This window comes from Hydrogenophaga sp. (genome assembly GCF_019264445.1).
Taxonomy (GTDB): domain Bacteria; phylum Pseudomonadota; class Gammaproteobacteria; order Burkholderiales; family Burkholderiaceae_C; genus Hydrogenophaga.
In genome coordinates, this window is record NZ_JAHVAB010000014.1 from 19,767 (window position 1) to 41,541 (window position 21,775).

At 65.8% G+C, this 21,775-nt stretch carries 24 protein-coding genes and 1 pseudogene; 7 read left to right on the top strand and 18 right to left on the bottom strand.

The genetic code is table 11. The features are described from left to right. From flgE to flgB, 4 genes are all read right to left on the bottom strand, one after another. The gene (flgE, locus tag KXJ60_RS01560) at nt 1-1,221 is read right to left on the bottom strand and encodes a flagellar hook protein FlgE (RefSeq protein ID WP_291123650.1); all 1,221 of its coding nucleotides are present in this window, start codon (nt 1,219-1,221) and stop codon (nt 1-3) included. A 56-nt stretch (nt 1,222-1,277) separates the two neighbouring features. Continuing rightward, nucleotides 1,278-1,946, bottom strand: coding sequence for a flagellar hook capping FlgD N-terminal domain-containing protein (locus KXJ60_RS01565; RefSeq protein ID WP_291123651.1), 669 nt, complete (start codon nt 1,944-1,946; stop codon nt 1,278-1,280). A gap of 29 nt (nt 1,947-1,975) precedes the next feature. Continuing rightward, nucleotides 1,976-2,380 (bottom strand): flagellar basal body rod protein FlgC, encoded by a 405-nt coding sequence (gene flgC, locus KXJ60_RS01570; protein ID WP_291123652.1) that lies wholly within the window; start codon nt 2,378-2,380, stop codon nt 1,976-1,978. A gap of 135 nt (nt 2,381-2,515) precedes the next feature. Continuing rightward, nucleotides 2,516-2,929 (bottom strand): flagellar basal body rod protein FlgB, encoded by a 414-nt coding sequence (gene flgB, locus KXJ60_RS01575; protein WP_291123653.1) that lies wholly within the window; start codon nt 2,927-2,929, stop codon nt 2,516-2,518. A gap of 240 nt (nt 2,930-3,169) precedes the next feature. Here flgB and flgA point away from each other — a divergent pair, with 240 nt between their 5' ends. The 5 genes from flgA (at nt 3,170) to KXJ60_RS01600 (ending at nt 5,302) form a co-directional block, all read left to right on the top strand. Continuing rightward, a complete protein-coding gene (gene flgA / locus KXJ60_RS01580; RefSeq protein ID WP_291123654.1) occupies nt 3,170-3,895 on the top strand; it encodes a flagellar basal body P-ring formation chaperone FlgA in 726 nt (241 codons plus the stop codon). Nucleotides 3,896-4,026: 131 nt separating this feature from the next. Next, nucleotides 4,027-4,347 carry a flagellar biosynthesis anti-sigma factor FlgM gene (gene flgM, locus KXJ60_RS01585; protein ID WP_291123655.1) on the top strand — a complete coding sequence of 107 codons (321 nt, stop codon included), beginning with the start codon at nt 4,027-4,029 and terminating at the stop codon, nt 4,345-4,347. Nucleotides 4,348-4,373: 26 nt separating this feature from the next. Then, nucleotides 4,374-4,748 (top strand): hypothetical protein, encoded by a 375-nt coding sequence (locus tag KXJ60_RS01590; protein WP_291123656.1) that lies wholly within the window; start codon nt 4,374-4,376, stop codon nt 4,746-4,748. Nucleotides 4,749-4,896: 148 nt separating this feature from the next. After that, a complete protein-coding gene (locus KXJ60_RS01595) occupies nt 4,897-5,091 on the top strand; it encodes a hypothetical protein (RefSeq protein ID WP_291123657.1) in 195 nt (64 codons plus the stop codon). Further along, nucleotides 5,078-5,302, top strand: coding sequence for a hypothetical protein (locus KXJ60_RS01600; protein WP_291123658.1), 225 nt, complete (start codon nt 5,078-5,080; stop codon nt 5,300-5,302). The genes KXJ60_RS01595 and KXJ60_RS01600 overlap by 14 nt, the downstream gene beginning before the upstream one ends. 67 nt (nt 5,303-5,369) lie before the next feature. Here the strand turns inward: KXJ60_RS01600 and KXJ60_RS01605 are convergent, their stop codons facing one another. From KXJ60_RS01605 to flhD, 13 genes are all read right to left on the bottom strand, one after another. Further along, nucleotides 5,370-6,887, bottom strand: coding sequence for a hypothetical protein (locus KXJ60_RS01605; protein ID WP_291123659.1), 1,518 nt, complete (start codon nt 6,885-6,887; stop codon nt 5,370-5,372). A gap of 266 nt (nt 6,888-7,153) precedes the next feature. Then, nucleotides 7,154-7,525 carry an ankyrin repeat domain-containing protein gene (locus KXJ60_RS01610; RefSeq protein ID WP_291123660.1) on the bottom strand — a complete coding sequence of 124 codons (372 nt, stop codon included), beginning with the start codon at nt 7,523-7,525 and terminating at the stop codon, nt 7,154-7,156. 97 nt (nt 7,526-7,622) lie between these two features. Continuing rightward, complete coding sequence (locus KXJ60_RS01615; RefSeq protein WP_291123661.1) at nt 7,623-8,339, bottom strand: RNA polymerase sigma factor FliA; 717 nt, start codon at nt 8,337-8,339, stop codon at nt 7,623-7,625. Nucleotides 8,340-8,341: 2 nt separating this feature from the next. Then, nucleotides 8,342-9,142 (bottom strand): hypothetical protein, encoded by an 801-nt coding sequence (locus tag KXJ60_RS01620; RefSeq protein WP_291123662.1) that lies wholly within the window; start codon nt 9,140-9,142, stop codon nt 8,342-8,344. Beyond that, nucleotides 9,135-10,685, bottom strand: coding sequence for a flagellar biosynthesis protein FlhF (gene flhF, locus KXJ60_RS01625; protein WP_291123663.1), 1,551 nt, complete (start codon nt 10,683-10,685; stop codon nt 9,135-9,137). Before flhF ends, KXJ60_RS01620 begins: the two co-directional genes overlap by 8 nt. Continuing rightward, nucleotides 10,682-12,757: a flagellar biosynthesis protein FlhA gene (gene flhA / locus KXJ60_RS01630; RefSeq protein WP_291123664.1), complete on the bottom strand. Its 2,076-nt coding sequence runs from the start codon at nt 12,755-12,757 to the stop codon at nt 10,682-10,684. Before flhA ends, flhF begins: the two co-directional genes overlap by 4 nt. Continuing rightward, entirely contained in the window at nt 12,754-13,911 is a 1,158-nt protein-coding gene (gene flhB / locus KXJ60_RS01635) for a flagellar biosynthesis protein FlhB (protein WP_291123665.1), read from the bottom strand. The genes flhA and flhB overlap by 4 nt, the downstream gene beginning before the upstream one ends. 234 nt (nt 13,912-14,145) lie before the next feature. After that, the gene (locus KXJ60_RS01640; protein WP_291123666.1) at nt 14,146-14,772 is read right to left on the bottom strand and encodes a protein phosphatase CheZ; all 627 of its coding nucleotides are present in this window, start codon (nt 14,770-14,772) and stop codon (nt 14,146-14,148) included. Nucleotides 14,773-14,785: 13 nt separating this feature from the next. Then, complete coding sequence (gene cheY, locus KXJ60_RS01645; protein WP_291123667.1) at nt 14,786-15,172, bottom strand: chemotaxis response regulator CheY; 387 nt, start codon at nt 15,170-15,172, stop codon at nt 14,786-14,788. 48 nt (nt 15,173-15,220) lie between these two features. Beyond that, nucleotides 15,221-16,318 (bottom strand): flagellar motor protein MotB, encoded by a 1,098-nt coding sequence (gene motB / locus KXJ60_RS01650; RefSeq protein WP_291123668.1) that lies wholly within the window; start codon nt 16,316-16,318, stop codon nt 15,221-15,223. A 57-nt stretch (nt 16,319-16,375) separates the two neighbouring features. After that, nucleotides 16,376-17,236: a flagellar motor stator protein MotA gene (motA, locus tag KXJ60_RS01655; protein WP_291123669.1), complete on the bottom strand. Its 861-nt coding sequence runs from the start codon at nt 17,234-17,236 to the stop codon at nt 16,376-16,378. 243 nt (nt 17,237-17,479) lie between these two features. Continuing rightward, entirely contained in the window at nt 17,480-18,016 is a 537-nt protein-coding gene (gene flhC, locus KXJ60_RS01660) for a flagellar transcriptional regulator FlhC (RefSeq protein ID WP_291123670.1), read from the bottom strand. Nucleotides 18,017-18,070: 54 nt separating this feature from the next. Then, the gene (gene flhD / locus KXJ60_RS01665; RefSeq protein WP_291123671.1) at nt 18,071-18,406 is read right to left on the bottom strand and encodes a flagellar transcriptional regulator FlhD; all 336 of its coding nucleotides are present in this window, start codon (nt 18,404-18,406) and stop codon (nt 18,071-18,073) included. Nucleotides 18,407-18,911: 505 nt separating this feature from the next. Between flhD and KXJ60_RS01670 the strand changes: the two are divergent. Beyond that, nucleotides 18,912-20,110, top strand: a pseudogene (locus KXJ60_RS01670) (flagellin). Between the two features lie 193 nt (nt 20,111-20,303). Here the strand turns inward: KXJ60_RS01670 and KXJ60_RS01675 are convergent. Then, nucleotides 20,304-20,516: a hypothetical protein gene (locus tag KXJ60_RS01675; protein ID WP_291123672.1), complete on the bottom strand. Its 213-nt coding sequence runs from the start codon at nt 20,514-20,516 to the stop codon at nt 20,304-20,306. A gap of 16 nt (nt 20,517-20,532) precedes the next feature. Between KXJ60_RS01675 and KXJ60_RS01680 the strand changes: the two genes are divergently transcribed. Further along, nucleotides 20,533-21,735 carry a flagellin gene (locus KXJ60_RS01680; protein ID WP_291123673.1) on the top strand — a complete coding sequence of 401 codons (1,203 nt, stop codon included), beginning with the start codon at nt 20,533-20,535 and terminating at the stop codon, nt 21,733-21,735. The last annotated feature ends 40 nt before the right edge of the window (nt 21,736-21,775 follow it).

Sequence of the window (21,775 nt, forward strand, 5' to 3'; positions counted from 1 at the left end):
TTACCTCATGTTGAGCAGCGTGCTCAACACCTGGTCCTGTGTCTTGATCGTCTGCGCGTTGGCCTGGTAGGCGCGCTGCGCGGTCATCATGTTCACCAGCTCGGCCGTGAGGTCGACGTTGGAGTCTTCCAGCGCCCCTGCGCGGATGCTGCCGAAGTTGCCGGCACCGGGTTCGCCGCGCACCGGTTCGCCAGAGGCAAACGTGGCCGACCAGTTGCCACCGCTCGAAGGCGACAGGCCTTGTGAGTTGCGGAAGTTCACCAGCGCCACCTGGCCGGCGGCGCGCGTCTCGCCGTTCGAATAGCGGCCCGTGACCACGCCGGATTCGTCGATGTTCAGGCCCACGAACTCGCCGGGGAAATAGCCATCCTGGTCCAGGTCGTGGATGGCGAAGTCGGTGCCGAACTGGCTGGCGGCCGTCAGGTCGAGCGTGACGGGGAAGGTCACGGCCGGGTCGTTGGGCGAGGTCAGCGTGATGGTGGGCGGCGGCGTGATGGACGCGGGGTCGATCGTGCCGTCGGCGTTGAAGTTCAGGTTGACCGGGGGTGCCAGGGGCGCGAGCGCGCCACCGTTGACGCTGGCGTACACCTCCCAGGTGTTGTTGGCCGTTTTGGTGAAGGCCAGGCCCACCGGCACTTCCATGCCCTGGGGGTCGTAGGCCACCAGCGAGGTGCCGTAGGTGGTGACCGGCGTGGGCGGCGTGACGCTGGCCGCAATGGGTGCGCGCGCATCCAGGTTGAACTGGGCGACCACACTGCTGGTCTGGCGCGCGGGAATCGGTGCGCCGGTGGGCAGCGTGAGCGGCTGCGCATCAAAGCTCAGGCGGTTGCCATCGGCATCGGTGGGGTAGCCCATGAGCTGGCCACCCTGCTGGTTGATGATGTTGCCCTCGCGGTCCAGCTTGAACATGCCGGCGCGGGTGTAGGCCAGCGTGCCGTTGGGCTGCTGCACTTCAAAGAAGCCGTTGCCGTTGATGGCGAGGTCCAGGTCGTTGCCCGTCACGGTGATGTTGCCCTGCGTGAACATCTGCGAGACGGTGGCCACCGTCACGCCAATGCCCTTGTTGGCTCCGCCGGAGTTGATCGAGCTGGCGTAGAGCTCGGCGAATTCGGCGCGCGAGCTCTTCATGCCGACCGTGTTGGCGTTGGCGATGTTGTGGCCGATCACGTCGAGGTTGCGGCTGGCGCTGTTGAGGCCGGAGAGTCCTTGCTGGAATGCCATGGTGAGGTCCTTCGGGGAGTAAAGCGGGGTGTCTGTAAAGAAAGGGGTTCAGGCGTTCACATGAACGCGAGCACGTCGTTGTAGGCGCGGGTGCTGCCGTTTTCCAGCAGCATGTAGATCGATCCGTTGGAGAAGCTCACGGAGTCGACCGAGAGGCGTTGCAGTGACACGGCATCGACGCGGGTGGCGCCATCGAAGGCGCGCACCTTGAAACCCTTGACCGCAGCCGGGTCGACGCCCTTGGCGTTCGCGTCCCAGCTGAAGCCGTTGAGACCGCCGGAGAGCGCGCCCATCTCAATGGTGTCGAGCACTTCGCCATTGGTGCCCATCACGTCCACCTTCACATCGGTGGTCTTGGCATTGAGCGAGAACGCGGCCTTGCCCTGGCCGTCCTTGAAGGTGAGCGACTCGCCGGGCAGCAAGGCCTCGCGCCCGATGAGCGAGGTGCCTTGCAGCGCGGTGAGCGAGGAGAACTGCGTGGCCATGCCCTTGAGCGTGGCGTTGAGTTCCTGGATGCCGCTGACCGTGTTGATCTGCGCCATCTGGGTCGTCATCTGCGCGTTGTCCATCGGGTTCATCGGGTCCTGGTTGTTGAGCTGCGCCACCAGCAGCTTGAGGAACCGGTCTTGCGAGGCCGCCGGGTCCATGTTGTTCTTGGCGGCGGTGCCGGTGGTGCTCCCGGGCGTGGTGCCCAGGGTGGAGGTGTCGATCGGCTGGATGAACATGGGTCAGGTCCTGTGGAGGTGCGACGGGCTCACTGCCCCATCTGGAGGGTCTTGAGCAACAGCGACTTGGCCGTGTTCATGACCTCGACGTTGTTCTGGTACGAGCGCGAGGCCGAGATCATGTTGACCATCTCCTCGACCGGGTTCACGTTGGCGTGGGTCACGTAGCCATCGGCATCGGCGCTGGGGTGCGTGGGGTTGTGCACGCGGCGCCCGGGGGCATCGCTCTCCACGATGTTCTGCACCTTCACGCCGGCGCTGCCGTCGTTGCCCATGGGCTGCGTCTGGAACAGGATGTGGCGGGCCTTGTAGGTCTGGCCATCGGGCCCGGCCACCGCATCGGCGTTGGCCAGGTTGCTGGCCACCACGTTGAGGCGCTGCGACTGGGCGCTGACCGCACTGCCTGATACACCGAAGATGGAAAACATCGACATAAGTGACTTCCTTTCAACCACGCATCGCGCGAAGTGATGCAGACCAGAAACACCGCGGAACCGGCTTTGCCGGACCGCTGGTGTTGCCCCCCTCGAGGGGGGTGGCGCCGAAGGCGACGCAGGGGGTGTTCATATTTATTGGCCGGTGATAGCGCTGAGCATCGTTTTGACGTGGCCGTTGATGAAGCGCAGCGTGGACTCGTAGCGCACGCTGTTGTCCACGAAGTTGGCGCGTTCGCGGTCGAGGTCGACCGAGTTGCCGTCCTGGCTGGGCTGGGTCTGCACCGTGTAGGCCAGGTCGGGATGGGGTGCACCAGCGCTGGTGGTGCCCAGGCGCATGTGCATCGCGCTGGTCTGGGTCACGCCGGCCGCGCCACCGTTCTGCATGCCCGATGCGTTCTTGAGCGCGGCGGCGAAATCGAAATCGCGCGCCACGTAGCCGGGCGTGTCCGCGTTGGCGATGTTGCTGGCAATCACCTGCTGGCGCTGCGAACGCAACAGCAGGGCATTGGAGTGAAAGTCCAAGCGGCCGGTCATCTGTTCAAGCATCGTCAACTCCAGCGGGGTTTCGGGGCCGGCACAAGCGTCCAGAAGAAGGGCGCCCGATACCGGGGGTTGGAGGAATTATGAAAATCTTGAGGGTCGGCAATGGCCGGAACAAGCGCCGCTTTGCAAGCCATTTCCCGCCTTTGTCCGCCCGGGCCCCGGCCTACAGTGCAGCCCTGAACCCAAGGCCCGCGCCCCCACCGCGCCCGCCTTGAACGCCCGCTCACCCACCGGAGTCCGCCCATGCGACCGACGCTGCACCGACTGCTCGCCGCCTGCGCCCTGGCCCTGCTTTTGCCGGGGCTGGGCGTGGCGCACGCCACCTCGCAAACCGACGAGCTGGAAAAAACCGCCCGCGACTGGCTGCAGCCCGCGCTGGAAGCCGCGGTGCCCCAGGACGCCACCACGCCCCTGCGCACCGAAATCGTCATGGGCTCGCTCGATTCGCGCCTGCGCCTGGCGCCCTGCGCCCGGGTGGAGCCCCACCTGCCGGCGGGCTCGCGCCTGTGGGGCCGCAGCCGCATCGGCCTGCGCTGCCTTGAAGGCAGCTCGCGCTGGAATGTGTATGTGCCCGTCACCATCAAGGCCTTTGGCCCCGCCTGGGTGATCAAGCGCCCGGTGGACGCCGGCGCCACCCTCACTCAAGAAGACGCCGAACTGGTCGAAGTCGACTGGGCGGCCAGCCCGGTCACCGTGCTGGCCCGGGCCGACATGTGGGTCGGCCAGCAAACCGCCTTCGCCCTCACGCCGGGGCTGGCGATCCGCCAGAACATGGTGCGCCCGGCCAAGGCGTTTGCCGCGGGCGACCAGGTGCGGGTCAACAGCAGCGGCAGCGGGTTCAGCATTTCGGTGACAGGCCTGGCGCTCACCGCCGGGCTGGTGGGCCAGTCGGCCCGCATCCGGTTGCCGGGCGGGCGGGTCGTCACCGGTCTGGTGCAGGAAGACCAGACCGTTGAGATGTCGCTGTGAGCCGGACATCCGTACTGGCTCCGCCGGCGTGACGGAATGCCCAAACCGACGCGCAAAAAATGCCTAAAGTCCGTTCAGGTCAGGTCGATAGTTCTCACACATCACCCTGACTACGGGGTTTGGAGCGTGAAATGAAAGTCGATTCGTCACCCGATTCCTATATTGGTTCCGTGGCCGGTGGTCCCCAGAAGGCCGCCGACAAGCCCGCAGCGAGCGCCGAACTGGCGGCCGCCGCAGGCACCCCCACGGCCAAGCCCCAGGGCGTGACCGTCACCCTGTCGCCCTCCACCGTCTCGGCCATGGGCTCGGGCGGCAGCGAGGTCTTCAACAGTGAAAAAGTGGAAGCCATGAAGCAGGCGATTGCCAGCGGCAGCTTCCAGGTCAACGCCGAAGCCATCGCCGACAAGATGCTGGCCAACGCCGCCGAAATGCTCAACGGCGGCCGAGCCTGACCTACCCACCACCACCGGACCTCGCCATGACCTTTGCCGCAACGACCTCCCACCCCTGGATCGGATCGCTGCAGGCCGAGCTCGATGCCTTGCAGGCGGCCCTGCTGCTGGGCGATGCGGCCGGTGTGGAGCGCGCCAGCGCGGCCATGCAGGCGGTGCTCCGGCAAGCGCCACGCGGCGCCGACATGGCCAACCCCGAAAGCCCGCTGCACCGCGACACACAGGTGGCCGCGCAGCGTTTTGCCCAACTTCGCCAGGCTGTGCTGAGGGCCAACGCCCAGAACGAGCGCGCCCTGGGCAGCCTGCTTCCCCAGCAGGCCCTGCAGCGCCAGCCCACCTACGGCCGCATGGTCAAACCCTCATCGCTCGGCGGTGCCGGCCGGGGTTTCCTCTCGGCCTGACGCCCTCTTCCCCCAACGCTCCGGGCCGGCATCTGCCGGCTTTCGCATTTCTGGAGTGCGCCATCTGATAGGTCATTAGCTGACCTGATGCACACAACTTTTCAGCGCTCGGTCTTCTAACATCAGGGTTAACCCTTATATGACCGACATGAACACCCTGATTCACACCGTGTGGACCCGACTGGCGCTGGCCGTCGACCACTTTTTCCAACGCGCGACCCCCGACGCATCGCCCGGGCTGGAGGCCTACCTCAGCACCGCCCAGAGCCTGCACCAGCTCGAAGACATGCAGCGACGCTGGGACCGCGCCCAACGTGGCCTGGCTTCCCATGGCGCACGTTGACCCCGAGACCGACACCATGATCGAACTGCTCAAATCCTATTTCCAGACACCCCAGTTCGCTGCGGGCACCCGCGTGAACCGCCTGCACAAAGGCAGCCTGGACCGCGTGGACGGCCGCGTCGTCGCCCAGACCGAGGCCGGCGTGCTGGTCGAATGGCCACGCAACGGCTGCGGCTGGGAACAACCCGGCGCACTCTGCCAGCAGGGTTGACACCGCGCTGGTGCGCGTTCAAGCACCCGACGCCCGGCCACGCCCGGTCGCCCTCGAGCCGAAACCGCTACCGTGTCGCTTCAGGAGCGGTCGCAGGCAGCGGTGTCGGCACACCCGCTTCTCCCCGCACCTCCTCCACACGCCGGTAAAGACCCAGGCGGTAATGCTCTGAGAGCTTTTCGCCAAAACCGCGGCGAAACAGGCCGGTCTGGACAGGTTCGTCCGGATCGGGAATCTCGCCCAGCTTTTCCCATTCGCCGCCCAGATGCCCGATCCACTGGGCATGGTCGTTGGGGGCGAGCAGCACCACCTTGATCTCGTTGAGCTGCTGCCGGTTGAGCAGCCTGTGCTCGGCGTCGAAGGACTCCACGAAGACCCGCTCGGAATGCAAAAGCGACGCATACCACGCGGCCGACGACACCAGCATCGGCGATGACCGCTGGTTGCCGCTCGACTGGGCCAGCTCGATAACACGGTCATGGGCACGCAGTTCCGCCAGCGAGTGGCCTGAGAGCAACTGCAGCGGGAGGCCCACCAGAAGCGCCGCCACCAGCAGCAGCCCGCGGGAGGCGATCAAACCCAGGGACACCAGGCCGCGGCCGCTGCCAAATGCCTGGCCGTGGTGAGACAACAGCAGACCCAGGGGCAGCAGCAGCATCCAGCTGTAGTAAGTGGGAAAGCGCCCAAGGGCCAGAAACACCGTGGGCACGATCACCACCAGCAACAGCGTGCCCACAAGCAGGCGGCGGTCGGCGGTGGCCTGTTTCACCGAACGGCGAACGATGTCGACGACCAGCACCAAGGTGGCTGCCACCAGCAGATACAGGCTGGGATCTTTGCTGTACGCCCCTGCCTCAATGTCCTTGAGAAAGCGCACCGAACGGAAAAATGGCTCGAAAAGGCCCAGATAGGCATAGATGAGCATCCACAGCCCGGCGCCCATCGAAGCAGCCACCCCAAGGGCGACCAGACCGGGCCGCCAGTCGCTCTGCGCCACCACGAACAGCACGGCCAGCAAGAGCATGAAGAACACGAACACGTGCACGCCGGAGAGCGGGACCAGAAAGGCGCAACCCAAACCCAGCAGACCGCCACGCAGCCACGACCCGCTGCCGCGCGCCATGCCCAGGCACACCAGAGACACCAGCAGGATGCCGGTGGGGTCGTAACGACCCGAGCGGTAGTTGAGCGTGGCGCTGTAGGCAAGAAATGCGATCAGCACGAACAAGGCCTGCCGCATGGCAGAAGGCCTGGGCTGCAACGAGGCTGCCGCCACCAGCAGCACCCACACGGCCAGCGCATATTCCAGCAGACCGAAGGAGCGTGCCTGCAGGATGCCGATGTCATGGACCTTCAGCCAGACCGCGAGCAACAGGGAATGCAGGGGTGCATTGCCGACCCACCACTGCGTCTCGTCCTGGAAGTACCAGGCCCGCGAGTTCATGAATCCCGTCTGGGCCAGATTCCAAGCGGGCTCGACGAACATCACCTCATCGTTCCACACGATCGGGAAGATCTCGATGGTGAAAAGATTCAGCAGCACCAGCGCCAGGATCAGCGCCACCACCCAGCGGTTAACAGCCATCGCATGCTCCCGTGTCGATCCCGTGGCGGAGTGAGACACACGCCCGGCAGGCCGCTCGATGGATGCGTCAGCGGCTGCAGCGCGATCTCAAGACAACCCGAAGCACTCTGAAGTCACGCGCTGTGGCGCGAGAACTCTGATGGATAACTTAAGGTTGCACACATTTTGAGACATTCGCAACAGACTGACAATGCCGTCAATCGCCGAGCGCCAGACGGTGGACGGGCGCGGGTTCGAGCGATCTGCAACGGCTCGCCGTGGTGCGCTCAGCGCAAATACCAGGGCAGCCGATCGCCCAGCACCCTTTGCAGCCAGCCGCCGGCGCGTTGCACGTCGGCCGGGTCGGGGGCTCCCATGGCGCGCAGCCGTTCTTCCACGCGCACCAGCCCCGCCTGGCGTGCCGCCTCCACCGGCGTGAGGCCGTCGAATTCGGAGTGCAGCACCGGGTTTGCACCGTGGTCGAGCAGCAGGTGGGCCGATGCTTCCTGGCGCGCGAGGATGCAGGCCACCAGCGGGGTCGACAGAAACTCCGGGTGCGCGTAGTTGACGTCGACGTCGTTCTTGACGTGGTAACGCAGCAGCTCGATGTGGCCCTCGCACGCTGCGTGAAACAGTTCTTTCCAATCGCCACCGGACATGCTCAACGCTCCTGGGTTGTGTGTCCGTATTTAACCCGCGCACCAGGGCGCATGCCACCCGACCCGACTTCAGTCGGGTGTGCAGCGGGCCGCGGGATCAGTGCGCGCGCAGCTTGGCGCGCAGGCGTGCAATCGACTGGCTGTGCAGCTGGCAGATGCGCGACTCGGTCACGCCCAGCACGGCGGCAATTTCCTTCAGGTTCATGTCGTGCTCGTAGTACATCGACATGATCTGCTGCTCGCGCTCGGGCAGCACCTTGATGGCGGCCACCAGCGCGGTGCGCATGCGGTGGTCCTGCAGCACGGCCGAGGGGTCGGCTTCGTGGTCGCCCATGTGGCGGTCCAGAAATCCGTCTTCGTCGTCGCCACTGCCGCTGATGTCTTCCAGGTACACCAGCTGCGTGCCGCGCACCTTGGCCAGCAGGTGCTGGTAGTCGGCCAGGCTCATGCCCATTTCGGCGGCGATTTCGCTTTCCTTGGGCACGCGGTGCAGCTTCTGCTGCAGGCGGTGCACGGCCTGCTCGATGTCTTTCTGGCTCTTGCGCGAACCGCGCGACATCCAGTCGCCTTCGCGCAGCTCGTCGATCATGGCGCCGCGAATGCGCTGGCTGGCAAAGGTCTCGAACTGCACCCCCTGGGTGGGCTCGAAGCGGGCGATGGCTTCGGTCAGGCCGATCATGCCGACCTGGATCAGGTCGTCGAGCTCCACGCTGGGCGGCAGCTTGGCGATCATGTGGTGGGCCAGGCGGCGCACCAGCGGGCTGTATTTGCGCAACTGGTCGTCCCGGTTGAGGGTGCCTTTGGCGGTGTACATCTTCAGCTCCAGAGAGAGGGGGCCACAGCGGCCGCAGCGTGGCCGGTGTGCGAAGCAGCGGGCAGCAAGCCGTGGTAGCCGTGCGCGGGTGTCGGGCGGGGGCGTTCGATGGCGCTTTCCTGCACGCGCAGGGCCCAGGTGGCCACAGGCCAGCTGTCCAGCGAGAGCCCGAGGTGGCGCTGCGCCGTGTCGGCCACGGTGTTGACCACCGTCTGCAGGGCAGCGGGTGCGGCAAACGACAGTGGCGCCAGCACCGGCGAGAGGCCCGCAGCGTGCAGCACCTTCACCGAGCCATAGGCGTCGATGCTGGACTGCGGCTGTTCAATGACCGGCACCAGCGCGCGGGCACCCAGGCCCGGCAGCAGGCCGGCCAGCGAGAAGGCGGGCGCAAACATCAGCACCACCACACCGGGTGCAAAGGGTGTGAGCAGGCGCGAGAGTGCCATGTGGGCACCGGCCACGTGGGCGGTTTCCTGCAGGGCCTGCAGGCCGGTGGCGCCGGGCATCACGAGCCAGTCGGTGCCGTCCAGGGGGCGCTCCAGGTGAACGATGGAGGGGTCTTGCAGCACGCGCATGAGGCCCAGGTGGGCGCCGTCGTGGCGGTGGCTGTGGCTGGATTCGTGGGCCGAGGCGTCCACGATGACCACCGCACGGCCAGCGGCGGTGAGGCTGGAGGCCAGCATGCACAGCCATTCGTAGGCGCGCGCAGGCTGGGACGGGCTGCACACCGGCATCAGCACGGCGCTGCCCGGGGGCACTTCGCCGCGCAAGCCGGCGGCCTGGTCGAAGCCGGGTTCAAACATGCGAAGCCCCCAGATCGATGCCGCGGGTGGATGCCTGCGAGAAGAAGTAACCCATGTCGGTGGCGTGCGGGTCGTAGGCCGACTTGCCCTGCGTGCCCATGGAGAGGCGAACCAGTGCGGCGGCCTCGGCGTTCTGCCAGTCTTCGGGCACGCGCTGGCCGTTGGCCACTCCGCGCAGCACCACCTGGTGGCGAATGAGGGCGTCCAGTGCCGGGCCGAGCTTGACGGCTTCGTCCACCTTGGAGAGCACCACGCCGTGCAGCGAGCTGGCCTTGAACGAGGTCAGCACTTCGTCGAGCGTGTCGCCGTGCGAGCCGGCGTTGAGCACCAGGGTCTTCTTGACCTTGGGGATGTCGAGCACGTCGAGCATGTCCTGGATGCGCTGGTCGCGCTGGCCCAGGCCGGCGGTGTCGATGATCACCAGGCGCTTGTTGCCCAGCAGGTTGAGCAGGTCCTTGAGCGCGGCGCGGTCGTGCGCCAGATGGGCCACCACACCGAGCATGCGGCCAAAGGCGCGCAGCTGCTCGAAGCCGGAGACGCGGTAGGTGTCCAGCGTGATCAGGCCCACGCTGCCCGCGCCGTACTGCTTGACGCACTGGGCGGCGAGCTTGGCGGCGGTGGTGGTCTTGCCCACACCGGTGGCACCCACGAGCGACACCACACCACCTTCGTCGCACAGGCTGGCACCGGGCGCGGCCACCTTCAGGTTGCGGGTGATCACGTCCATGAGCCAGCGCACGGCTTCGGCGGCACCGGCTTCGGTCGGCACGCGCTCGAGCACGGCGCGCGACATGGCGGGCGAGTAGCCGGCCCGGATCATCTTGAGCATCAGGTTGGACTGGATCGGGTTCTGCTTGGACGAACCGAGCCAGGCCAGCGTGTTGAAGCGCTCTTCGATCATGTCCTTGAGCGCGGAGAGTTCCACCGCCATGCGGCTGTCGCCCTGGCTGGGGAAGCGCGTGGCGGGCTGCGAGTCTTCCCAGGCCGGCTCGGCCGAGCGGGTGCGGATGGGAGCGGGCTGGCGCGCCACGATGGGCTCGGGCTGGTTGAAGCGCTGCACCGGCACGGCAATGGGTTCGGGCTGCGGCATGAACTGGGGTGCAGCGGCCTGAAGCGGTGCGCGGCGCGGCTCGACGGCCGGCTCTGCAGCGGGTGCTGAAACGGACGCAGCGGGCGTGCCGTGCAGGGCTTCGCGGCGCTTGCGCAGCATGCGTTCGCGCACATAGTCCTGGAAGGACAGCGTGCTCATGGCCAGCGTCTCGGTGTCGCTCTGCACCGACTGCGGCGCAGCCATCGAGACCGCAGGCTTGCTGGCGCGGGCCGGTGCGGCTTCGAGGCGCTGCGGGGCGCGTTCTGCAGCGGCGACGACAGGTGCTGCGGCGTGCTCGGCCAGCGAGGCCAGGCTCTCCTCGGCAGCGACCGTCACTTCAAAACCCTCACCGGTGGACCGGGTGGAGAGGATCACGGCACTGTCGCCAAAGGTCCTGCGCGCCTTGTTCATGGCTTCGCGCGAGGTCGGGGCGGTGAAACGCTGGATGTTCATGCTGCAAGTTCTCCAAGGATCGGGCCGATGCGGATCAGGTGGGTTTCAGGAATTTCGCTGTGGGCCAGCACCTGCAGACGCGGCGCGGCGCGGCGCAGCAGGCGGGACATGGCATTGCGAATGGCGTCGGGCACGAGCAGGCAGGCGGGCACGCCTTTTTCTTCCTGCTTGTTGGCGATGTCGGTGGCGGACTTGCTCAGCATCTCGGCCACACCGGGGTCCAGCGCGCCGTTGGCAGCGCCGCTGAGGGCCTGCATCAGCAGGCGCTCCAGGCCGGGTTCGATGGCGATCACTTCCAGCTCTTTCACCGGGCCGTAGATCTGCTGAACGATGGCCGGCGAAAGCGCCATGCGCACGCGGCGCGCCAGCTCGGTCGGGTCGGTGGTGTGGGGGGCGTGCTCGGCCAGCGCTTCGATGATGGTGCGGATGTCGCGCACATGCACAGACTCTTCCAGCAGCAGCTGGAGAACTTTCTGGAAGGTGGCGACAGAAACCATTTTGGGCACGACTTCTTCGATCAATTTGGGGGCCAGGCGGGTGACGTGTTCAACCAGGTCCTGGGTCTCCGTCCGGCTCAGCAACTTGGCGGCCTGGACTTGCATCAAGTGTGAAAGATGCGTCGCCAGCACAGTCTCGGAATCAACCACCGTAAAACCGGCCATTTGCGCGTTCTCACGTTGCTTCTCTTCGATCCAGTGCGCGGGCAGGCCAAAAGCGGGGTCGGTGGTGGGCGTGCCGATCAGCGGGGTGCCGATGCCACCGGGGTCGATGGCCAGGAACATGCCGGGGAACACCTCGCCCTCGCCCACCACCACGCCGCGCAGGGTGATGCGGTAGGCGCTGGGGCGCAGCTCGAGGTTGTCGCGCACGTGCACGGCCGGTGGCAAAAAGCCCACCTCCTGCGCAAACTTCTTGCGCACGCCCTTGATGCGGGTGAGCAGGTCGCCCTGGCGGGTCTTGTCGACCATGGCAATCAGGCGGTAACCCAGCTCCAGGCCCAGCAGGTCGACCGGCTGCAGGTCGTCCCAGGTGGCTTCGCCGTCGCTTTGCACGGCGGGTGCCGGTGCTTCGGGCGCAGGTTTGCTCTGCTCGCGCGCCAGCCAGTACGCCAGGCCGCCCGTGAGGGCCGCAAAGCTCAGGAACACGGCGTGCGGCATGCCCGGCACGATGCCCAGCATGAACAGCACGGCGGCGGTGATCCCCATGACCTTGGGCGAGAGGAACATCTGCTCCATCACCTGCGCGCCGAGGTCTTCGTCCTTGCCCACGCGCGAGACCACCATGGCCGCGGCCACCGAGATCAGCAGGCCGGGAATCTGCGCCACGAGCGCGTCACCCACGGCCAGCAGGATGTAGTTGTCGGCGGCCTGGCCGGCGGAGAGGCCGTGCTGCAGCACGCCGATGATGAAGCCGCCGATGATGTTGATGAACAGGATCAGGATGCCGGCGATGGCGTCGCCGCGCACGAACTTGGAGGCACCGTCCATGGAGCCGAAGAACTCGGCCTCTTCGCCCACTTCGCGGCGGCGGCGCTTGGCCTCTTTCTCGTCGATCAGGCCGGCGTTGAGGTCGGCGTCGATGGCCATCTGCTTGCCGGGCATGGCGTCCAGGGTGAAGCGCGCGCTCACCTCGGCAATGCGCTCCGAGCCCTTGGTGATCACCACGAAGTTGATCACCACCAGGATGGCGAACACGATGAAACCGACCGCGAAGTTGCCGCCAATCAGGAAGTGGCCAAAGGCCTCGATCACCGCGCCGGCCGCGCCCGGGCCGGTGTGGCCTTCGAGCAGCACCACGCGGGTGGAGGCCACGTTGAGCGAGAGGCGCAGCAGCGTGGTGAGCAGCAGCACGGTGGGGAACACCGAGAAGTCCAGCGGGCGCTTCATGTACGCCGCCACCATCATCACCACCAGCGCGAGCGCGATGTTGAGCGTGAAGAAGGTGTCGAGCATCCACGGTGGCAGCGGCAGCACCATCATCGACAACACGGTGATGACCAGCATCGGTGCGGCCAGACCGCCGGCCCAGCTGGCGTTGCGGTTCATCCATTGCTGCAGCGCTTGCAGATTCATACGGCGGCCTCCGGAGCGGATTTCTTGAAGTGCGGATCGAGTTCGGGCGGCACCATGGGCACGGGCTGCTCAGCGGGCATCACGCCCTGCCCCTTCATGGCGGCCTTGATCTGGTAGACGTAAGCCAGCACCTGGGCCACGGCGGTGTAGAGGGCCGAGGGGATCTCGTCGTCGATCTCGGCGTGGGCATACAGCGCACGCGCCAGCATGGGCGACTGCAGCACCGGCACGTTGTGCGCCTTGGCCACGTCGCGGATCTTCATGGCCAGCAGGTCGGCGCCCTTGGCGATCACGCGGGGTGCGGCCATGGAGGCGTCGTCGTAGCGGATGGCCACGGCATAGTGGGTCGGGTTCATCACCACGAGGTCGGCCTTGGGCACGGCGCCCACGCTGTTGCGCTGGGCCATTTCGCGCTGGCGCTGGCGGCGCTGGCCCTTCACATGGGGGTCGCCTTCGGCTTCCTTGTGTTCCTGCTTCACCTCCTGGTGCGACATGCGCATGCGCTGCGCGTGCAGGAATCGCTGCGCCGGAAAATCGATGATGGCCACCACCGTGACCACGAGCAGAAGCAGGCCCACGCCGACCATGAGCCAGTGGCCGAGCTGGCCCAGCCCGGACTCCAGCGGCTGCATCACCAGCGTGCCGAAGGGCTCGACGTGTGAGCGGATGAACTGCCACGCCACCAGGCCAATGACCACGCTGATGAAGGCCAGCTTGGCGGTGTCGAAGAGTTGCTGCTTGCTGAACAGGCGGCCAATGCCCTTGAGCGGGTTGATGCGGCCGATGTCGGGCATGAGCGGCTTGGTGCTGAGGGCCCAGCTGCCCGAGACGAAGGCGGTGAGCAGCACGATGGCCAGCACGGCCACGCCCAGCGGCAGGTAGAGCATGAGGCCCTGCGCGAAGCCGTCCACCAGGCGCTCGGTGGCCATTTCGGGCTTTTGCAGGGACTGGTGGTCAAAGCGCAGCTGGCCTTGCAGGGCGCTGCGCAGTTTCTCGAAGCCCACGGGGGCCAGCGCCACCAGCACCAGGGCGCCGCCGCCGAGCACGGCGAGGTTGGAGAGGTCTCTGGAACGCGGCACCTGGCCGTCTTCGCGCGCCTTCTTCAGGCGGTGCGCGGTGGCGGGTAGGTTCTTGTCCTGGCTGGATGATTCCATGGTGCGGGTTCACTCGATCGGTGCATCCGATTCTGGAATCCGCAGGGAAAAACTAAAGGGCGATAAGACGCGGGGAAGGGGCGCTTTTCTGGCGTGCGGTTTGCGGGGGCGCGGGGACGCCGGGCGCTCTGCTCCGCGGGTGTCCCCCGGCGGCTGGTGCCGCCTCCTCCGTCTATCCCGCTGCGCAGAACGCCCGGCCTCCCCGAGCCGGTGCGTTGCGGGTGCGCTGGCGGCTTAAAAGCCCAAGCTTGCCAACAGATCGTCAACCTGTTTCTGGTCGCTCACCACGTCGGTGCGGCCTTCGGGGTTGACGACCGGGCCGCTGAGCGCTGGCATGTCCACCAGCGCGTGGTCCTGGCCAGGCTGGCCTGCGGGTGCGGACTGCAGCAACAGGCTCAGCAGCTGTTCTTCTATCGTGCCGGCGAGCTGCACCACGCGGCCGATCACCTGGCCGGTGAGGTCGTGGAAGTCCTGCGCCATCATGATGTCGGTCAGGCGTGCGTCGGACTTCTCGCTGAGGTCGACGATGTCCTTCGACCACTCCAGCAGCTCCGGCATGGCGCGCGCCAGGCCCGGCACGCGGGCGATGGTGTCGGCCAGCTGGCGGCCGCGCTCGGCGATCTTCGCCTGCTCGGCCTTGCCTTCGTCCACATGGTTGAGCACCTTTTCAGCGGCTTCGCCCGTCAGGCGTGCGATGTAGGACAGGCGGCTCTGCGCGTCGGGCAGCTGCTCGACCGTGCCCTTGAGTTTGTCGGTGTAGCCCAGCTCCTTGAGCGCGTCGTGCAGCTGGCGCGTGATGGCGCCGAGCTGACGAAACATGTCCGGACTGCCAGAGACTGCGTCTTCTTTTTGTGCGTTCATGGTGCGCGCTCCCTTAGATGCCGAGCTTCTTGAAGATGTTGGCCAGCTTCTCTTCCAGCGTGGCCTTCGTGAAGGGTTTGACGATGTAACCCGCTGCGCCGTTTTGTGCGGCCATCACGATGTCTTCCTTGCGCGCTTCGGCGGTCACCATCAGCACCGGCAGGTGCTTGAGCTTCTCGTCCTTCTTGATCTCGGCCAGCAGCTCGAAGCCGTTCATGTTGGGCATGTTGATGTCCGACACCACGAAGTTGAACGCACCGTTGCGCAGCTTGGCCAGCGCGGCCACGCCGTCCTCGGCCTCGTCGGCGTCGGCATGCCCGATCTCCTTGAGCAGGTTGCGCACGATGCGGCGCATGGTGGAGAAGTCGTCAACGATCAGGAATTTCATCGGGGTGGACATGAAAGCCTCCGTGGGAGGAAAAGATCAAGGGAAAGGAGTGGGCTGCACTCAGCCGCCACTCTGTGAAGGGGATTTCGTCACATCGCGGGAAATCTGAAGCGTGGGCAAGGCGATGCCGGGCGCTGCAGCCTTCGCGGTCGGAGCAGATGGCGCAGCCGCGGCCGGTGCGGCACCGGGCGCTGGCTCGGCGATGGCGGCCACGGCCGCCGGCGCAGCCACTGGCGCAGCGGCGCTGGGCGCTGCGGGGTCGAGCATGGGCATGATCGGCACCGGGCCCGAGCGCGGGAGCATGCGCTCTTCGGCCTCTTGCGTCATCACCACAATGCTGATGCGCCGGTTGATCGGGTCGTTGGGCTGGTCGGCCCGCAGCAGGCGGCTGGAGGCCAGGCCTTCGACGCGGCGCAGTTTGTTGTCGGGCAGGCCACCGGCCACCAGTTCGCGGCGCGAGGCGTTGGCGCGGTCGGCCGAGAGCTCCCAGTTGCTGTAGCCACGGTCGCCGCTGCCGTAGGGTGTTGCATCGGTGTGGCCCGCCAGCGCAATGTGGTTCTCCACGTCGCCCAGGGCGGCCCCGATCTCGCGCAGGATGTCGCGCATGTAGGGCTTCACCAGCGAGCTGCCCGCGTCGAACATCGGGCGGTTGCCCTGGTCGACGATCTGGATGTGCAGGCCATCGGTGGTCTTCTCCAGCTGGATCTGCGAACCGTACTCCGAGAGCTTGGGGTTCTTCTCGATCAGCGTGGTGATCTTGCGTTCGAGCGCGACGATGCGCGCGGCATCGCGGCGCATCGACTCGGCGCGCGCCATCTGCGCGCCCATGAGCTTGGCGGCGCGCTCGGCGTCGCCGCTGTCCATCTGGCCGCTGGACTTGCTGAGGTCGCGCCCGCCGCCGGGCAGGATGCTGCTGCTGTTGCCGGTGCCGGGCCCACCCATCAGGGAAACCTTCACCGGCGACTGAAAATAACTCGCGATGCCTTCGAGCTCGCCCTTGGCCGTGGAGCCCAGCAGCCACATGAGCAGAAAGAAAGCCATCATGGCCGTCACGAAGTCGGCGTAGGCAATCTTCCAGGCGCCACCGTGGGCCGCATGCCCACTCTTCTTGATGCGCTTGATGATGATCGGCTGCAGCTTCTTGCCATCACCGGCCATGCTGACCTCCGGTGGGCTGCGCGCGGCCCTGCGCCAGGTGGGTGTGCATCAGCGGCATCACTTCTTGCCCTTCACGTGCTGCTCCAGCTCGTTGAAGGTCGGCCGCACATCCGACAGCAAGACCTTGCGGCCGAACTCGATAGCGGTGGCCGGGGCGTAGCCCTGCATGCTGGCCAGCAGCGTGGTCTTGATGCACTGGAATTCCTTGCCACTCTCCTCCACCTTCTGCTCCATCAGGCCGCCCAGGGGCTCAAACACGCCGTATGCCAGCAAGATGCCGAGGAAGGTGCCCACCAGCGCGGAGGCGATCATGCCGCCGAGCACCGCAGGCGGCTGGCCCACCGAGCCCATGGTGTTGACCACGCCCAGCACGGCGGCCACGATGCCGAAAGCCGGCAGACCCCCGGCCAGGCGGCCGATGGCGGCCACGGGGGCGTGCGCTTCGTGGTGGTGGGTTTCGATCTCGCTGTCCATGAGCGACTCGATCTCGTGCGCGTTGAGGTTGCCCGAGACCATCATGCGCAGGTAGTCGGTGATGAACTCGACCACGTGGTGGTCGGCGGCGATGGTGGGGTACTTCTTGAACACCGCCGACTCATGCGGGTTCTCCACGTCCTGCTCGATGGCCATCAGGCCTTCCTTGCGCGCCTTCTGAAGAATGTCGAACTGCAGCGCCATCAGCTCCATGTAGCGCGCCTTGGTGTAGCGGCTGCCCTTGAAGCAACCCGCCAGGCCCTTGAACGAGGCCTTCACCACTTTCATCTGGTTGTTGATCAGGAAAGCCCCGATCGCCGCGCCCAGAATCGTCGTCATCTCGAACGGCAACGCCTTGAGCACCACGCCGATGTTGCCGCCGTGAAAGATGTAGACGCCGAAGATGCAAAGCATCGAAACGACAAAACCGATGATGACGAACATGTTCTCGTGCCTGAAAGAGGACGCCGCCCTGGAGTGCGCGCGTGACTTGGAGGGATGTGTTTTCTATCGACCAACTCTAGGGGCGATTGAGGCGACCCATAAACGCGAAATGGACCCGCATCGGGGTCCATTTCAAACGTTGGCCAACAGTGACTTCATCCAGAACACCGCGGAACTGGCTCTGCCAGGCCGCAGGTGTTGCCCCTGAGGGGTGACGCCGCAGGCGGCGCGGGGGGAGTCGAATCAGTGAAGGCGCAGGCCTCCGGCCGTGGCGCCCTTGCCGGCGCGTGCCGGTGGCTGGCACAGGCCGCAGGTGAAGTGGCGGTTTTCGTACGGCTCGGTCACGAAGTGGCCACCGCAGCACGAGCATTTGGTCAGGGTGAGCATGCCGTTGTCGACAAACTTCACCAGGCGCCAGGCGCGGGTCACCGACAGCAGCGGCTCGATGGCGCTGGCCTGCATCTGCTCGCTGTACAGGCGGAAGGCCTTGATGACGGTGTCGATCTCTTCGAGCTCGCTGGTCTTGGAGAGGTACTCGTGGATGTTCAGGAACAGCGACGAGTGGATGTTGGGCTGCCAGGTCAGGAACCAGTCGGTCGAGAAGGGCAGCTGGCCCTTGGACGGCGACTTGCCGGCGACTTCCTTGTACAGGCGCAGCAGGCGTTCGTAGGACAGGGACGTTTCGTACTCCAGAACCTGCAGGCGGGCGCCGAGCTGGATCAGGGCGACGGCGCGCTCGATGTCACGCGACTCGTTGAGGATGCTCTTGCCTGCGGCCATGGTGGACTCCAGAGAAAACGAAAGAGGAAAGAAGAAGAAGGAGAGAGAGGGCGCTCAGTGAGCGGCCATGCTTTCGGCGAAGCGGCCGGCCATCAGGATGCTGGCGTGCAGTTGCGTGGTGGTGGAGTTGTCCACCTTCTTCACGTTGTGGCTGGTCAGCAGGTTCCACACCAGGTCGTCGTCCACACGGAAGCGGCACAGCAGCATGTTGGTCGAAGCGATCTTGAGCAGCTGCGCGGTGGAGAGCATGCCGAGCAGGTCGGCGGCTTCTTCGGTCAGACCCAGGCGGTACAGCGCTTCGGCGCGGTCCTTGCGGATCAGGTTCTGCGCCAGCATGAGGTACGTCAGGTTGGCTTCGCGGATTTCTGCCAGGAGTTGTTCGCTGTCCATGATGTGTTCCTTCTTTCGTTAGGGGCCGCTTGTTGGCGATGTGCTTACATGTGCTGACCCGATGTGTTGAATTGTGTCGATGGGTAAAAAAACTTGAATCAGCAAAACGCTGTGTGACGTGTCAGGTGTGCACCACCGCCTTGTCATCCAAACACCTACAACCAAGGTTCTCAAAGGGAAGTCACCCGTAACGACCTTCTCCACCGGGGTTCAGCACAGGCCCAAATGGTCGAAACAGGGTGTGCGGGCCAACGCCCGGTGGCGATGAACGGGATTGACAAATCCCCGGAAACAAAACCAGCGCTAAAGAAACCGCCAAGGTCTCCGAAATTGAACACAACGGACTTCTAGAAAGGTTCGTCGTCCGGCCAGCAGAGCGGCGAGAAGGCACCACACACGCCAACCCGTTCAGCCCTGCACCGGTCATGGCAGCCAGCCCTCTGGCTGGTGTCGAGATTGGCAGCAATGCCGGATTGCTTTTCAACCATTTTTTTAGGAGTTAGTCATGACCACCATCAACACGAACGTGATGTCGATGAACGCACAGCGCAACCTGATGTCTTCACAGGGTTCGCTGGCCACTTCCATGCAGCGCCTGTCTTCGGGTCTGCGTGTCAACAGCGCCAAGGACGACGCCGCCGGCCTCGCCATTGCAGAGCGCATGAACGCACAGGTCAAAGGCCTGAACGTGGCGGCCCGCAACGCCAACGACGGCATTTCCCTGGCGCAGACCGCTGAAGGCGCGCTGGGCAAGGTCGGCGACATGCTGCAGCGCATGCGTGAACTCTCGGTGCAATCGGCCAACTCCACCAACAGCGCCGACGACCGCAAGGCACTGCAGGCCGAAGTGAAGCAGCTGACCGACGAAATCGACCGCGTGTCGCAGCAGACCTCGTTCAACGGCAAGAAGGTGCTCGACGGCTCCTTCACCGCCGCCAACTTCCAGGTCGGCGCCAACGCCGGCGACAACATCACCATCGGTTCGCTGGCCAACACCACCGCCAACAACCTGAGCACGGTGGCCTATGGCGAAGGTGAAGAAACGGTCGACACGGCCGACATCACCGACTTCGCCACCGCCATCGACGCCGGCACGCTGACCATCACGGTCGGCACGGGCGACGCGGTGGACCTCGGCGCCATCGGCGCCGCCACCTCGGAAACCGGCCGCCTGGGCCAGGTGGTGGAAGCCATCAACCGCAAGACGGGTGAAACCGGCGTGTCCGCCTTCCTGGTGAACAACAACGACGGCACCTTCGACGTGCAATACATGTCGTCCAAGCTGGACGCCGACGGCGCACCCGAAGCCATCGAATTCGCCGGCTTCACCGCCGCTTCCACCGGCCTGGCCGACGACGGCTCCTCCATCGTGGCTGCCACCGACGACCTCACGGGCATCTCCAGCATCGACGTCACCAGCGAAAAGGGCGCCTACATCGCCATGAAGAAGCTCGACGCTGCGCTGGACGAAGTCAACAGCGCCCGCGCCACCCTGGGTGCCGTGCAGAGCCGCTTTGAAAACGCCGTGGCCAACATCAGATCGGTGTGGAAAACCTCTCCGCCTCGCGCGGCCGCATCATGGACGCCGACTTCGCCAAGGAAACCGCGAACCACTCGCGCGCCCAGATCCTGCAGCAGGCCGGCACCGCCATGGTCGCCCAGGCCAACCAGGCTCCGCAGGGCGTGCTGTCCCTGCTGCGTTGATCGGCACGGCTTTCGCAACACAAGGGCCGCACCGCAGGGTGCGGCCATCCCGGGCGGCGGTCGTGGTGAACAACCACCCCGCTGCCCGGGCACTTGTGGGCTGCACACAGCGCATGCCACCCGCGTGCGCTGCGTGCAACCCGACAGGGGGGCATGGTTAACGAATGAATTGCCGTGTTGTTCGCCAGCTTATTCAAGCGATGGACCGCGGCAGGAAATAAAGAATATGGCATGGGCACCGGAATCCCTCTGGGGGGATTTCCAAAGCGCTCGTCGCCGGCCAAGCCATGGCGGCGAAGTGATCAAGCCCTGAGGCCCCGCCGGCATGCAGAAGAGCTCCGGTCATGGCGGCCAGCTTCACGGCTGGCTTGAGGTTGGCAGCGATGCCGGATTGCTTTTCATCCATTCTTTAGGAGTTAGTCATGACCACCATCAACACGAACGTGATGTCGATGAACGCGCAGCGCAACCTGATGTCCTCGCAAGGTTCGCTCGCCACCTCCATGCAGCGCCTGTCTTCGGGCCTGCGTGTCAACAGCGCCAAGGACGACGCCGCCGGCCTCGCCATTGCAGAGCGCATGAACTCCCAGATCAAGGGCCTGAGCGTCGCCGCGCGCAACGCCAACGACGGCATCTCGCTGGCGCAGACCGCTGAAGGCGCGCTGGGCAAGGTCGGCGACATGCTGCAGCGCATGCGCGAACTCTCGGTGCAGGCCGCCAACGCCACCAACAGCGCCGACGACCGCAAAGCGCTGCAGGCCGAAGTGAAGCAGCTCACCGACGAAATCGACCGCGTGTCGCAGCAGACCTCGTTCAACGGCAAGAAGGTGCTCGACGGCTCCTTCACCGCCGCCACCTTCCAGGTCGGCGCGAACGCCGGTGACAACATCACCATCGGCTCGCTGGCCGACACCACCGCCAGCAACCTGAGCAACGTGGCCTATGGCGAACTCACCGAAACGGTCGACACCGCCGACATCACCGACTTCGCCACCGCCATCGACGCCGGCACCCTGACCATCACGGTCGGCACAGGCACTGCGGTGGACCTCGGCGCCATTGGTGCAGCCAACTCGGCCACCACCCGCCTGGGCCAGGTGGTGGAAGCCGTGAACCGCAAGGCGGGTGAAACCGGCGTGTCCGCTTACCTCGTGGACAACAACGACGGCACCTTCGACGTGGAGTTCATGTCCTCCAAGCTCGATGCCGATGGCGTTCCTGAAACCGTCGCTTTCGCCGGCTTCACCGCCGCCACCACCGGCGTGGCCGACGACGGCTCCGGCATCGTGGCCGCCACCGCCGACCTCACGGGCATCTCCAGCATCGACGTGACGACCGAAAAGGGCGCCTACATCGCCATGAAGAAGATCGACAGCGCCCTCGACCAGGTGAACGGCGCGCGCGCCACGCTGGGTGCGGTGCAGAGCCGCTTCGAGAGCGCCGTGGCCAACATCCAGATCGGTGTGGAAAACCTCTCCGCTTCGCGCGGCCGCATCATGGACGCCGACTTCGCCAAGGAAACGGCCAACCTCTCGCGCGCCCAGATCCTGCAACAGGCCGGCACCGCCATGGTGGCGCAGGCCAACCAGGTGCCCCAGGGCGTGCTGTCCCTGCTGCGCTCATGACGCAACAACCGCAACACAAAGGCCGCACCGCGAGGTGTGG

Excerpts from the sequence above, each read along its gene's own strand:
- flgE (WP_291123650.1), bottom strand. The coding sequence starts at position 1,221 with ATGGCATTCCAGCAAGGACTCTCCGGCCTCAACAGCGCCAGCCGCAAC.
- KXJ60_RS01565 (WP_291123651.1), bottom strand. The coding sequence starts at position 1,946 with ATGTTCATCCAGCCGATCGACACCTCCACCCTGGGCACCACGCCCGGG.
- flgC (WP_291123652.1), bottom strand. The coding sequence starts at position 2,380 with ATGTCGATGTTTTCCATCTTCGGTGTATCAGGCAGTGCGGTCAGCGCC.
- flgB (WP_291123653.1), bottom strand. The coding sequence starts at position 2,929 with ATGCTTGAACAGATGACCGGCCGCTTGGACTTTCACTCCAATGCCCTG.
- flgA (WP_291123654.1), top strand. The coding sequence starts at position 3,170 with ATGCGACCGACGCTGCACCGACTGCTCGCCGCCTGCGCCCTGGCCCTG.
- flgM (WP_291123655.1), top strand. The coding sequence starts at position 4,027 with ATGAAAGTCGATTCGTCACCCGATTCCTATATTGGTTCCGTGGCCGGT.
- KXJ60_RS01590 (WP_291123656.1), top strand. The coding sequence starts at position 4,374 with ATGACCTTTGCCGCAACGACCTCCCACCCCTGGATCGGATCGCTGCAG.
- KXJ60_RS01595 (WP_291123657.1), top strand. The coding sequence starts at position 4,897 with ATGAACACCCTGATTCACACCGTGTGGACCCGACTGGCGCTGGCCGTC.
- KXJ60_RS01600 (WP_291123658.1), top strand. The coding sequence starts at position 5,078 with ATGGCGCACGTTGACCCCGAGACCGACACCATGATCGAACTGCTCAAA.
- KXJ60_RS01605 (WP_291123659.1), bottom strand. The coding sequence starts at position 6,887 with ATGGCTGTTAACCGCTGGGTGGTGGCGCTGATCCTGGCGCTGGTGCTG.
- KXJ60_RS01610 (WP_291123660.1), bottom strand. The coding sequence starts at position 7,525 with ATGTCCGGTGGCGATTGGAAAGAACTGTTTCACGCAGCGTGCGAGGGC.
- KXJ60_RS01615 (WP_291123661.1), bottom strand. The coding sequence starts at position 8,339 with ATGTACACCGCCAAAGGCACCCTCAACCGGGACGACCAGTTGCGCAAA.
- KXJ60_RS01620 (WP_291123662.1), bottom strand. The coding sequence starts at position 9,142 with ATGTTTGAACCCGGCTTCGACCAGGCCGCCGGCTTGCGCGGCGAAGTG.
- flhF (WP_291123663.1), bottom strand. The coding sequence starts at position 10,685 with ATGAACATCCAGCGTTTCACCGCCCCGACCTCGCGCGAAGCCATGAAC.
- flhA (WP_291123664.1), bottom strand. The coding sequence starts at position 12,757 with ATGAATCTGCAAGCGCTGCAGCAATGGATGAACCGCAACGCCAGCTGG.
- flhB (WP_291123665.1), bottom strand. The coding sequence starts at position 13,911 with ATGGAATCATCCAGCCAGGACAAGAACCTACCCGCCACCGCGCACCGC.
- KXJ60_RS01640 (WP_291123666.1), bottom strand. The coding sequence starts at position 14,772 with ATGAACGCACAAAAAGAAGACGCAGTCTCTGGCAGTCCGGACATGTTT.
- cheY (WP_291123667.1), bottom strand. The coding sequence starts at position 15,172 with ATGTCCACCCCGATGAAATTCCTGATCGTTGACGACTTCTCCACCATG.
- motB (WP_291123668.1), bottom strand. The coding sequence starts at position 16,318 with ATGGCCGGTGATGGCAAGAAGCTGCAGCCGATCATCATCAAGCGCATC.
- motA (WP_291123669.1), bottom strand. The coding sequence starts at position 17,236 with ATGTTCGTCATCATCGGTTTTGTCGTTTCGATGCTTTGCATCTTCGGC.
- flhC (WP_291123670.1), bottom strand. The coding sequence starts at position 18,016 with ATGGCCGCAGGCAAGAGCATCCTCAACGAGTCGCGTGACATCGAGCGC.
- flhD (WP_291123671.1), bottom strand. The coding sequence starts at position 18,406 with ATGGACAGCGAACAACTCCTGGCAGAAATCCGCGAAGCCAACCTGACG.
- KXJ60_RS01675 (WP_291123672.1), bottom strand. The coding sequence starts at position 20,516 with ATGGATGAAAAGCAATCCGGCATCGCTGCCAACCTCAAGCCAGCCGTG.
- KXJ60_RS01680 (WP_291123673.1), top strand. The coding sequence starts at position 20,533 with ATGACCACCATCAACACGAACGTGATGTCGATGAACGCGCAGCGCAAC.